Below are 12,216 nucleotides of genomic sequence, written 5' to 3'. Positions count from 1 at the left end.
TGAACGCCCTCACCGTGACCGGGCCGCCGGAAAAAGAAAAGCCGGGTGGGACCAATCGCCTTGAGTGGGGGACGAAAACCGCGCCGACCCGGAATTTGGCAGTCTACCCCCGCTTCGCGGCAATCGGTCCCGGCAGGCTTTTCACCCCGCCCTGACCCCGCCACCGATAGCCCCGCTGATAAACCCCATCAGTTTCTCAGCGCCTAACACCCACCGTCCCCGCATGAACTCCACGCCTACCCCCCGTCACCCCACCCTTCCGCTGGCGGCCTTGACCAGCCTGCTCGGCCTCTTCCTCCTGCCCTCCGCCCTTTTCGGCCAGGGCTGCGTCATCGCCCGCGGCGGCGGCGGCGCCATGATCTCCGACAGCTCCGGGTACATGGAGCCGGGCGACTGGACGCTCAGCACCGCGATCCGCTGGTTCCGCTCCGACCGCCACTACGCCGGCGGCGCCGAGCAGAAACACCGCCAGGAACAGCAGACCCAGGTGATCAACGAATCGTACTTCTACGATGTCAGCGCGACCTACGCCTGGTCGAAGCGCCTGACCACCACGCTCACCCTGCCCTTCGTGGATCATGACCGCACCTCCCTCTACGAACACCTGGGCAACACCTCCGGCCAGCGCTTCCGGACCCAGGCCGCCGGTCTCGGCGACATGCGCGTGAGCGCGGCCTGGTGGGCGGTTGACCCCAACGCCGATCACCACCGCGGCAACGTCGCCCTGGGCTTCGGCATCAAGGCCCCGACCGGAGACTACCGGGCCCGGGACACGTTCATCCGGCCCGCCGGGCCCACCGAGCGCTTTGTGGATTCGTCCATCCAACCCGGCGACGGGGCGTGGGGCTACAACCTCGAGTTGCAGGGCTTCTACCACCTGAAGGGCAACCTCTCCGCTTACGGCAACGCCTTCTACCTCTTCAACCCCGAGGGCCGCGTCGAGGCCACGGGTTTCTCGATCCCGGATGCCTACATGGTCCGGACCGGGCTGGACTATCGCCTGGCCCAGGTCCCCGGCGTGACCCTCAGCCTCGGCGGCCGCGTCGAGGGCGTGCCCGGCCGCGACGTGTTCGGTAGCAGCATCGGCTTTCGGCGCCCCGGGTATGCCATCTCGGTCGAACCCGGCTTCACCTTCAGCAAGGGCCGCTTCACCGGCACCCTGACGGTCCCCGTCGCGCTGGAGCGCCGCCGGACGATGACCTACGGCGCGACCCGTCTGGGTGACGCGGCCTTCGCGGACTTCTCGATCAACACGAGCTTTTCCTTCCGTCTCTAAGCAGGAACACGGACCAACTCTCGACGGCGGCGATTTTTTCGCCGCCGTTTTTGTTTTGCCGGGCCGGGACTTCAGAACGGGACCGCATAGCGGACGGCGGTGAGACGGTTCCGATAGCCCGGCCCCGCATGCACGGTATCGCGAAATTCGTACCGCAGCGTGAGGGTCGCGCGACCGAACCGGCGCATCACCTCCACGGCCCCGCTCCGGGTGCGCGCCCGGAAATAATACGCGATCCAGGGGCTGCTTTGCTCGAACGTGTCCACGAAGGTGATCGGTTTGCCGATCGCCACGAGGTCAGGGCGGGGCGGCTGGGAATAGGATACCACATCCCCCACCCGCTCGGCCGCTTCCAACGCCAGAATCCAGTCCCGGACCGGGACATATTCCAACCGGCCGAACCACTCGCGTCCCGTCCGATCGAAAGCCATGCCGTGTGCATCCAGGCGCCGCCACTCATGCCCGGCGGAGAATTCCCACGCGGCCCCCAGCCGCTGGCGCATCCGGAGGCGCAGCGCGCCGGCCCACCCGGCCCGAGCCGCTTCCTGCGCGGCAATCCATTCGGTCTCACCGTCCGCCGAGAACACCGGCCGGTACGGCCCCACCCCCGGTTTGTATTCCCAGGCACCCGCCACCCCCGGCGCAACCAGGTTGAGCCCCTCAAAGCGCGGCCAGACTTCCGTCCGCACGCCGGCGGAGGAGCGCCAGCGGTGCCCGCCGGCCCCGGCGTGCGCGATCTCGGTGCTCAACGCCGTGTGCCATTGCCAGGCACCGATCAGGTCCGAAGGACGCTCGGCGTTGGTCACATTGTCCTGCCAGACCATCCCCGTGACCACGGCCCAAGACGGCACCTGCGCCCATGCGGGCAACCCCAGCGCCCCGCCCAGGAGGAGACCCAGCAAAATGTATCGACCCGATGTCACCCGGATGAGAGTTGGGCTGGGCGAAAGTATTCCCGTATTTTCGCCCCGCGGCCGCCGGCCCCCGGTCAGACCCAAGCCAGAGCCATCAAGCCTGGGTGCCCCGGCTTAACCCGGGCGGACCATCGCCTCCGCCACCGCGCGCAGGAGGGACTCGCTGGTGAAGGGTTTCTGCACCATGGCCACGACGCCCGCCCGATCCAGGGCCGCCCGGTCGAGCGCTCCGCCGAAGCCCGTCGTCAACAGCACCGGCAGGTCCGACCGCAGGGCGCGGCACTCCGCAGCCAGCTTCGTGCCCAGCATCCGCGGCATGGTCAGGTCGGTGACGATCAGATCGCATTCCGTCGGCGACGTCTGGAACGCCCGCAGCGCCGCCTCCGGATCACCAAAAGGCATCACCCGGTAGCCGGCCCGGCGGAGCACCTTCTCGGCGGCGAGCAGGACCAGGCTGTCGTCATCCACCAGCATGATGCTCCGGCCTTCACCCGCCACCGCCGCGGCGACGGGGAGGGCCGGCGGGGTCCGGGCTGCGGTGTCCGTGACCGCGACCGCGGGAAAGTAGAGGTGGAACGCGGTGCCCTGCCCCGGCTGGCTGTAGACCACGATGGCCCCCTCGTGCGCCTGCACGATGCCGTGCACCACCGCGAGGCCGAGGCCCGTGCCCTGGCCCGGCGCCTTGGTCGTGAAGAAGGGTTCGAAGATGCGCTGCAAGGTCTGTTCGTCCATGCCCGACCCGGTGTCGCTCACCAGCAGGCGCAGGAACGAGCCGGGCCGGAGTTGGGGCCGCTGCTGCACCATCGCCTGGTCCACCACCACGAACTCGACCGCCAGCTCCAGCCGGCCGCCCTGCCCCGCCATGACCTGGGCCGCGTTCGTCGCCAGATTGACGAGCACCTGGTGCATCTGCGTCGCATCCCCCATGATGCCGGGCAGACCCTCGGGCAGCCGGGTCACAATCTCGATCGAGGACGGCAACACGGGACGCAGCAGCTTGAGGGACTCCTGCACCACCAGGCCGAGATGGAGCAGCACGCGTTTCGGCTCCTGCTTGCGGCTGAACGCCAGGATCTGGTTGACGAGCTCCTTCGCGCGATGCGAAGCCGCCAGGGTGTTGACGAGCGCATCGCGGGCCGGGTGCCGCAGCGGCAGATCCATCTCCGCCAGCTGCGTGTGCCCGATGATCGCGGTCAGGATGTTGTTGAAATCATGCGCGATGCCCCCGGCGAGGTTGCCGATCGCCTCCATTTTCTGGGCCTGCCGGAGCTGGGCCTCGAGGCGCGTCTGGGTCTCCTCCGCGCGGTTGCGCTCGGTCACGTCGCGGCCGATGCCGAGCAGGCCGATGACGCGGCCTTCCTTGAGCTGGGGGGAGACGGCGAATTCCAGCGTGACCAGGCCGCCGTCGCGCGCGCGGATCCGGAGCTCGAACGACGGCGGACTCTCGCCGGCGATGACCGCGGCGAAACGCTGCTCCGCCACCGCCAGGTCCTCCGGCAACAGGACCCGCTGGAAGCGATGCCCCACCCAGGTGTTGAGTTCCCAGCCGGTGACCCGGCGCGCGGCGTCGTTGACCGACTGGATCCGGCCGTCGAGCGACAGGGTGAAGATGGCGTCCTGGGCCTGGGCGATGAAATCCCGGTAACGCGCCTCGCTCTCGCGCAGCGCGGCATCCGCGCGCAGGGTCGAGCGCCGCTCCAGCAGGTGGGCGATGCGCTCGGCGAAGGCGACCGCCAGCGCGGTCTCGTCCGCATGCCAGGACCGGGCGGCCCCGACGTGCTCATGGCACAGCACCCCGACAATCTCGCCGCGCCAGAGGATGGGCACGTCCAGCATGGCCCCCACCCGGTGTTGCTCGAGGTAGCGCGGGGCGAATTCGCGGGTGCGCTCGTCCTGGCTGGCATCGCAGACTTCCAGCACCCGGCCCTTGTCGAGGAAACCAAAGTAAAAGGGATAGTCGGCGCGGGTGAGCCGCCCGCCCGCGGTGTGACTCCGGCTGGCCCGCACGAAAAGATCGATGCACTGGATCGCCTCCATGGATTCATCCAGAAACCAGACGCTGACCCGCTCCGCTTCCTGAATGTCGGCCGCCAGCGAGGTGATGCCGCGCAGGGCCTGGGTGAAGCCGGACTCATCCACGAGGTCCGCCCGGCTGAGCTGGGCGAGACCGGCGTTATGGCGCACCAGCCGGGCGTCGCGGTGCCGCAGCAACTGGTCGCGCTGGCCGATCGCCCCGAGCATCTCGTTGAACGACCGCGCCAGGGCCCCGAGTTCACCCTGGTCCTTCTCGGGCACCCGGAGCGCGAGGTCCTGGCTCACGCTGATGCGCCGCACCGTCTCGACCAGGGACTGGATCGGATCGGTGATCTGGCGGCGCGTGGCCCAGACGATAAACAGCGACAACCCCAGGACAATGACCGCCACCACCACGAACAGGGGCCCATACTGCCGCACCCGGTAAGCCCAACCCGGCAAGCTGGCCTGCAGCCACACCCGGCCAATTTCCACTCCCTCGGACTTCACTTTCACCGAGACGAGGACCTTCTGGCCATCGATGCGGTCCTGCTGGGGCGGCGCGGCGACAGGGACCACGACCGCGGTGCCGTCCTTTTGGTAATCCGCCAGCAGGCTGCCGTCCGCCAGGTACACCCCCGCCGCCACCACAATCGACTCATGGCGGAGCACGGAAAGCTGCTTCCGCGCCGTCCCGGCGTCATTGAATTCCAAGGCCGGCACGATGATCTCCGCGATGAGGTCGGCCTGCGCCTTGGCGTTGCTCAGGACCCGGGGCCGGAAGGTGGTGACCTCGTAGACGGCGAGGACCGAGACCGTGACAAAGATGGCCAGCAGCACGGCCACCACGATCAGCTGGGCGAGCCGGGCCCGCAGGGTATCGACCGCAATGCGTCTCATACGCCCTCCCCGGGATCGGCCTCTTCACCACGGATCAGCTGGCGCGCCGAGGGGAGCATCGCGGCACTGAGCTGCAGGCCGGCGCGCCGCGCCGCCGGCAGGCTGGCGCCAAAGACCACGCGCGAACCGGCGGCCTTTTCCTCGACGTACAGGCTCAGGATCGCCCCGCGGGCCAGTCCTTCCGGGGAATCCGTCACCGTGACGACCGGGCGCTGCCGCAGCGCCTCCAGCCACAACGCCTCGTCGCGCTCCTGGCCGCGACCGATGAAGATCACGTGGCAGCCGGCCGTTTCCTCCAGGTTGGCCACCACCCGCACCTGGACCTCCCGCCCCTGGCTGCGGACCCCGGCGACCGACTTCACCAGCAGGTCGCCAAACGGATTGCGCCCCAGCACGCCGATGACGATCGGAGCCGAGGCGTCAGCGAAGGTGCCCGCCGGCCACTCGATGTACCGGGTGAAACGCACGAGGTAGGCGGCCTTGACGCTGTACTCCGGCATCACGGCTGGCGCGATCGCCGCCACCGGGGGCACGGGCAGCGGGGCCGCCGCCAGCCCCGGGGCCAGGAGCAACATCAGGACGCACCACGGCCGGACAGATCGGCGGGGGGACCGGTGAGGATCAGGGCGTGGGAGGGGCATCGGTGACACGGGGGGCTAGTGGCGGCGTTCAATCCGCAGGTAAAAGCCCCGGGCCACGGCGGCCTGCACGGTGAAAAAACGAAATTCGCGGTGGGCGGGCTCGAGCAGGTTTTGGCCCGCCAGCACCACCTCCCAGCCGTCTCCGAGCTGATGACCCACGCGGAAATCCAGCGTCTCATAGCCGGGGATCACCCGGCCGGGCTGGGGCAGGCGCGCGATCGACCGGAACCAGGCATCCAGCTCCCAGCGGGGCCCGATGTTCCAGGAGGAGCGCAAGGACAGCTGCTGCCGCGGACTGAGCGACTCGACCTGCTCGAGGTTCGTGTCGCTGCTGCCCGGGGCCACGCCCACCTCCAGGTGGAGATACGTGTAGGCGGCCTGCAGCTGCCACCAAGACCGTGGGCGCCAAACCACGCGCACCTCCGCGCCGCGCGAGGTGCCGGTGCCCTGATTGTCCAGGTCCTGGCTGAACATGGAAGGACCGGGCGCCGGCAGCGTGCGGGCCGTGACCAACCGCGAGTAGTGATGATAAAACAGGCTCGCGTCCACATGCAGCGACTCGCGACCGCGCCAGCGCCAGCCCAGCTCGGTGGCATCGAGGATTTCCGACTTGAGCGCGGGGCTGGGGAACGTGCGGCTCTGGAAACCGGGCGCACTCACGACCAGCAGCTGGTCGTTTTCAAAACGCGAGGGGATGCGGGAGGCCCGGGACCAGGAGGCCCACCACGTGACGTCATCGTTGGGCATCCAGGTGCCGCGGACGGACGGCATGAATTCCCAGGAAGTGAAATCGTTGTATTCCATCTTGGCGCCGGCGGCGAGGTGCCAGCTGGCGGTCGGGGGCCGGTGCGCCGCTTCCAGAAAAAATCCGCCCTGGTTGAAGTACCGCTCCAACGGCATGAAATCGGACACGGTGCCCGAACTGCCGTCAACCGAGTCGGTCAACCGGCTGAGACGGTAGTTCACCCCCGCGGAATACGTGACCGCCGCCTCGGCGGGCGTGGTCACGAGACCATCCACGTCAAACAGGTCCGCCTTGGACACGTTGCCGCCGGAATCCCGGCGGATGACATCCAGATAGCTCTGCAGCCGCAGTTGCCCGCCGCCCTCGAGCGCACGCTGGTGCCGGGCCAGCAGGTGCCCGCCGCTCGAGTGGGCGCGGTCGGCCCGGCCGGCAATGAGTTGATCCGCATCACTGGTGAACAGGTCGCCGGTGACCGTGAAGGTGTCCCCGGCCGTGCGCTCGCGGTCATAGCGAAAGCCCGCGCGCACCTGGGACCAACCGTCGTTGTTGTCCGCCACGTTGACGGATTCGGATTCGCCCCGCTGGAACGCCTTCACATAAACCCGCGCCCAGCCATCGCGGCCGGCGGCGAAACCTTGCCGCGCGTACAGCTGTGCCTCTTCGAAGCTGCCCGCCGTGGCCGCCCACAGGCTGCCCTGGGTGTCGCGGGCCGATTTGGTGATGATATTGATGACGCCGTTCACGGCGTTGGCCCCCCACGTGGTGCCGCCCGGCCCGCCGATCACCTCGATCTGTTCCACGTCTTCGAGCGGCAGGTCGCGGATGTCCCAGATCGTCGAGGCAAACCGCTGCGAATACAGCGACCGCCCGTCGATCAGCGGCAGGAGTTTGTTGGACGCGGTGCCGTTGAAGCCGCGGATGGCCACCGCGTAGGACCGGCTGTTGATGGCCCCCACCTCGACGCCGGGAGCCAGGCGCAGCACCTCGGGCAGCATCAGGGCGCCGGAACGGCGGATTTCCTCGCCCGTGATCACATGCACCGCCGCCGCCGCATTGAAATATTGTTCCTGCCGCTTCGACACCGTGGTCACCGTGATCGTGGCCAGCTCCTCGAAGGAAAGATCCCGGAGAATGGCCGGGGCCCCGGCCGGGCCCACCTCCTCGGCCGCTTGCGCCTTGACCAGGCTCGCGAGCGAAATCGCCATCCAGCTCAAGGCGGACGGCTTCGGGGCGTGGGTCAACGGCGGGGCCATTGAGCTTAAAGCGTTATGACACCTGACCCGGGGGTCAATGGGCTAATGGCTGCGCCACAAAAAAATAACACGCCCGCGACGGGTGCACCGCCGCATTCAGCCGCCGGCGAACCGGTCCAGCCGGCCCCGCAGGCTGCGGCTGAGGGGGAGTTTCGTGCCGTCGCGCAACACCACCGTGTAATCACCGTGGAGCGCCGGCTGGATCTCGCGGATCTGGCCCAGGTGTACGATGGCCGAGCGATTGACCCGGGCGAAGTTGAGCGTGCCGAGCCGAGTCTCGATCGCCGCCATGGTCTCGCGCAGCATCAGGCGGCCGGCCACCAGGTGCAGCATCACGTAGTTGTCGGCCGCCTCGACCCGGACGATCTCCTCGGGCTTGAGGAAGACCAGCCGGCCGTCGGCCTTCACCGTGATCCGGTCCGCCCGGGGGGCCGGGGCCGCCGGGCTCTCGGGGGTGCGCAGGCGTTGCAACTGGTCCTGCGCCCGCCGCAGGGCCTGCTGGAAACGATCCCGGTCAAAGGGCTTCAGCAGGTAATCCGCCGCCGCCAGGTCGAAGGCATCCACGGCAAACTTCTCGTGCGCCGTGGCGAAGATGATCGCGGGCCGCCGGTCCTCCGGCAGCTGGGCGATGACCTGCAGCCCGTCGCACCCCGGCATCTGCATGTCGAGGAAGACCAGGTCGGGGGTGGCCGCCTTGATCAGCGCCACCGCTTCCGGGCCGCTGCCGCATTCGCCGATGAGATCGACGTCGGGCTCGGCGCGCAGGAATCCGCGCAAGCGGTCCCGCGCCAGGGGTTCGTCATCCACGATGAGGGTGCGGATTTTCATTTTATCGGAGGATAGGGCCTATGGGGCATATAAGGCTTATAGGGCCTAGAGGGGGATCAACAGCCGCACTTCCAATCCGCCCTCCGGGTGGTTGGCCAGCTCGAAGCGGTGCCGCTCGCCATACAGCTCGCGGAGCCGCTCGCGCGTGTTGGCGAGGCCGATGCCCTCGCGGGTGAAGCCGCCGGCGGGCATCCCACCGCCATTGTCGCGCACGACGAGCAACAGGCCGCCGCCCTCGCGCCGCGTCATCACCGTGATCCGGCCCGGGCGGGCGTGCGGCTCGAGCCCGTGGCGGATGGCATTCTCCACCAACGGCTGGATGATCAGGCTCGGCACGTCGGCGTCGAGCGTGTCGGGCGCCGCCGTGATCTCGACCGTGAGCCGGTCCCGGAAACGGATGCGCTCGATCTCGAGGTATTTCTCGATGAAGGCGATCTCCTCGCGCAGCTTCGTCAGCGGCTGGCCCGGGTGGTGCATCGTCAGGCGCAACAGCTCGCCGAGGCGCACCAGCATCTTGTCGGCGGCGTGCACGTCGCTGTGCATCAGCGAGGCGATGCCGTTGAGCGTGTTGAAAAGGAAGTGGGGCTTGAGCTGGCGGAGCAGCGACTGGAGCCGCGCCTCGGTGAGGTGCTTCTCCAGCTCGAGCGAGTGCACCGTGCGCTCGTGATACTTGCGGTAATAATCGATGGCGTGGCTGATGGTCACGATGACGCCATACACCAGCAGGTTGAACGGGAAGGTGCGCACCAACAGCGGCCGGAAGACCTCGGCAAAGGTCACGGGCTCGTCGAGCAGGCGGCTGTGGGCCACGCCGACCAGCGAGCGCAGCAACACATAGACGAGCGAGCACACCAGCGCGGACGCCAGGTGGATGGCCGCGGTGCGCCAGGGCTGCGCGCCTTCCGGCGGGTAACGCCGCGCCAGCCAAAGCACCGGGAGGGAGAGCACCGCCCACACGTACCAGTCCCCGAGCGAGTAGCCGATGGCCTGGCCCCAGGTCACCGAGCGCCCCAGCAGGGTGCTGGACAGGTAAAACTGGCTCGCAAAGGCCAGGCCCACCAGGGTCCAGAACGTCCCGATGCCCGCGAAGCGGAGCAGCGATCGGCCGGACAGGGGATGGTCGGTCATTGCGTGAAAGGGGTTGCCGTCTATGTAGGACGCCGGAGCATTTCGTGTCCACGCCCATTCGCATCCGTCCGTGACCACCCCTGCCGCCCGCCCCCACCCCGCCCTGCCGGCGAACCCGCCGGTTCGCTCCGTGGTCCCGCCCCTGCTGCCGGTGCTGCTGCCGCTCGTGGTCGCGGCCATCCTGCTCGGCGCGCTGTTTGCGTGGCTCTTTCCCCCGGCGGCCGGCACCGGTGCGCCGGTGGTGCGGTTCACCGACGTCACGGCGGCGGCTGGTCTGCGCTTCAGCCACCGGCCGGGAGCCGACGAGGCCCCGACCACGCTCGGCGGGGCGGTCACCGTGCTGGACTACAACGCGGACGGCCGGCCCGACCTGTTTTTCGTCAATGGGGCGCCGTGGCCCTGGGAGGAAACCCTCGAGAAGCGCCTGGTCCGCAGCAGCGCGCTTTATCGCAACGACGGCAACGGTCGCTTCACCGATGTGACCGCCGCCGCCGGCCTTAACACCGAGATGCAGGGCATGGCCGCCGCCGCCGGGGACTACGATGCCGACGGCCACCCCGACCTGTTTGTCTCGGCCGTGGGCACCAACCGGCTCTTCCGCAACCTCGGGGGCGGCCGGTTCGAGGATGTCACCGAATTTGCCGGCCTCGGCGGCGACGAGAACACCTGGAGCACCGGTGCCGCCTGGCTCGACACGGATGCCGACGGCCGCCTCGACTTGGTGGTGTTGCACTACGCCCGCTGGCCCCAGGAGGTGGGGCTCGGCTCCGCCTTTGCCGTCGCCGAGATGGGCCGCTCCTACGGCAACCCGACCGGCTTTTTCAGCTCCCCGCCCACCGTCTGGCACAACCGCGGCGACGGGCGCTTCGCCGCGGCCGCCGACTCGGCCGGTTTGCGGGACATCGACCCCGAGACCGGCCGGCCCGTGGCCTGGCCGCTGGCCCTCACGGTCCTCGACGTGAACGGCGACCGGCGCTCCGACCTGCTGATCGCCTATCACAACCACGGCCCGGCGCTGTTCCTCGCGCAGGGTGACGGCACCTTCGCGCGGCAGGCCGGGGTGCAGGGCCCTCGCCAGGAAGGGGCCGCCGCCGGCCTGGCCTCGGCCAGCGCCCTGCCCTTCGCCCAAAGCCCGGGCGACCGCGACCGCCTGCAGGCCCTGCTCGCCGCGGGCCTGGCGGAAGACACCGCCGCCGGCCTCGCCCTCGCGAGCAAGCTCGGGGTGGTCGTGCTCGATCTCGATCTGGACGGCCGGCCCGAGCTGTTCTCCGGCCAGGGCCGCGCCGAACCCGGCACCAACAAATTTGAAGGCGGCCGCGCTTTCGCCGCCGTGCCACGGGTGCTGTGGTCCCGGGGCGAGACTTGGCAGCCGCTGGCCGACGAGGAGACCGCCCTGCCCGCCCTGACGGCGCGCGGCGTCGCGGCCGCCGACTTTGACGGCGACGGCGACCCGGACCTGGTGATCGCGCAGCACAACGGCCCCGCCGTGCTGCTCCGCAACGACCAGCGCACCGGCTCGCCCTGGCTGCGGCTGCAACTCACGGCCACCCGCAGCGAGCCCGGCGCCGGCGGCGCCCGCGTCGAGGTGCACACGCCGCGCCGCGTCCTCACGCAGACCGCCGGCCCGGCCCTCGGCTTCATGACCCAGTCGGAATCCACCCTCACCTTCGGCCTCGGCGATGACGCCCGCGTGCGCAAACTCGTGATCCAGTGGCCCTCCGGCCAGGTCCAGGAACTCCGGCCCACCGGCCTCAACCAGACCCTGGCCATCCGGGAACCGTAGGGGCGTCGCGGGGTGCGGCCCAGAGACCAGGATCCGGTGGCACGTAACCCAGCTGACCGACCGCCGGCGCGAGGGACATGCCGGATACTTGTTACTTGAAACTTGTCCCGTCTCATGGAGCCTCGGCTCCATGAGCAACTGTCCCTGTGGTTCCGGTTCCACCTTTGATACCTGCTGCGGTCCGATCCTCGGCGGCGCGCCCGCCCCGACGGCGGAGGCGCTGATGCGTTCGCGCTACACCGCCTACGTGAAGCGCGACATTGCCCACCTCGAGCGCTCGCTCAGCGCCGACCAGCGCAAGGACTTCGCCGCCGACGAGGCCAAGAAGTGGGCCGAGAGCTCCGAGTGGCTCGGCCTCAAGATCATCGAGACCCAGGAGGGCGGCCCCGACGATAAGCTGGGCGCCGTGCATTTTTCCGCCAAGTTCAAGACCGAGGGCGAGGAACGCGAGCACCTCGAGGTCGCCCTTTTCGGCCGTGAGGAAGGCCGCTGGGTCTACACCGGCCAGTTGAACGAGCCCGGCCGGACGGTGCGCCGCGAGACCCCCAAGGTCGGCCGCAACGATCCCTGCCCCTGCGGCAGCGGCAAGAAATACAAGAAGTGCTGCGGCGTCGCCGCCTGAGGTCCTGATGTAGGGCGGGGTCGCTGAACCCCGCCTAGAACGTGTTAGCGTATTCGAACGCAGGCGGGGTTCGGCGACCCCCGCCCTACAGTCCGGAAGCTCCAGGCTTTTGG

The 12,216-nt window shown here is 69.2% G+C and carries 9 protein-coding genes; 3 read left to right on the top strand and 6 right to left on the bottom strand.

The genetic code is table 11. The annotated features are described in order from the left end of the window. The first annotated feature begins 223 nt into the window (after positions 1-223). Positions 224-1,276, top strand: coding sequence for a transporter (locus Verru16B_RS08995; protein WP_083270226.1), 1,053 nt, complete (start codon positions 224-226; stop codon positions 1,274-1,276). A 71-nt stretch (positions 1,277-1,347) separates the two neighbouring features. Here Verru16B_RS08995 and Verru16B_RS08990 read toward each other — a convergent pair whose 3' ends face one another. The 6 genes from Verru16B_RS08990 to Verru16B_RS08965 form a co-directional block, all read right to left on the bottom strand. Next, positions 1,348-2,178 carry a hypothetical protein gene (locus Verru16B_RS08990; protein ID WP_157772357.1) on the bottom strand — a complete coding sequence of 277 codons (831 nt, stop codon included), beginning with the start codon at positions 2,176-2,178 and terminating at the stop codon, positions 1,348-1,350. 126 nt (positions 2,179-2,304) lie between these two features. Next, positions 2,305-5,103 (bottom strand): PAS domain S-box protein, encoded by a 2,799-nt coding sequence (locus tag Verru16B_RS08985; RefSeq protein WP_069961969.1) that lies wholly within the window; start codon positions 5,101-5,103, stop codon positions 2,305-2,307. Beyond that, positions 5,100-5,678, bottom strand: coding sequence for a TOL_0243 family YfiR-like periplasmic protein (locus Verru16B_RS08980; RefSeq protein ID WP_069961968.1), 579 nt, complete (start codon positions 5,676-5,678; stop codon positions 5,100-5,102). Before Verru16B_RS08980 ends, Verru16B_RS08985 begins: the two co-directional genes overlap by 4 nt. Positions 5,679-5,759: 81 nt before the next feature. Next, the gene (locus tag Verru16B_RS08975) at positions 5,760-7,742 is read right to left on the bottom strand and encodes a TonB-dependent receptor plug domain-containing protein (protein WP_069961967.1); all 1,983 of its coding nucleotides are present in this window, start codon (positions 7,740-7,742) and stop codon (positions 5,760-5,762) included. A gap of 96 nt (positions 7,743-7,838) precedes the next feature. Next, positions 7,839-8,570, bottom strand: coding sequence for a LytR/AlgR family response regulator transcription factor (locus tag Verru16B_RS08970; protein WP_069961966.1), 732 nt, complete (start codon positions 8,568-8,570; stop codon positions 7,839-7,841). Between the two features lie 45 nt (positions 8,571-8,615). Beyond that, entirely contained in the window at positions 8,616-9,698 is a 1,083-nt protein-coding gene (locus Verru16B_RS08965) for a sensor histidine kinase (protein WP_069961965.1), read from the bottom strand. A 70-nt stretch (positions 9,699-9,768) separates the two neighbouring features. Between Verru16B_RS08965 and Verru16B_RS08960 the strand changes: the two genes are divergently transcribed. Next, positions 9,769-11,481, top strand: coding sequence for a CRTAC1 family protein (locus Verru16B_RS08960; RefSeq protein WP_069961964.1), 1,713 nt, complete (start codon positions 9,769-9,771; stop codon positions 11,479-11,481). A 130-nt stretch (positions 11,482-11,611) separates the two neighbouring features. After that, positions 11,612-12,103 (top strand): YchJ family protein, encoded by a 492-nt coding sequence (locus Verru16B_RS08955; protein WP_069961963.1) that lies wholly within the window; start codon positions 11,612-11,614, stop codon positions 12,101-12,103. The last annotated feature ends 113 nt before the right edge of the window (positions 12,104-12,216 follow it).

Origin of the sequence: Lacunisphaera limnophila (assembly GCF_001746835.1) — a bacterium.
GTDB classification, from domain to species: Bacteria; Verrucomicrobiota; Verrucomicrobiia; order Opitutales; family Opitutaceae; genus Lacunisphaera; species Lacunisphaera limnophila.
This window is presented reverse-complemented; position numbering and strand designations above follow the sequence as displayed.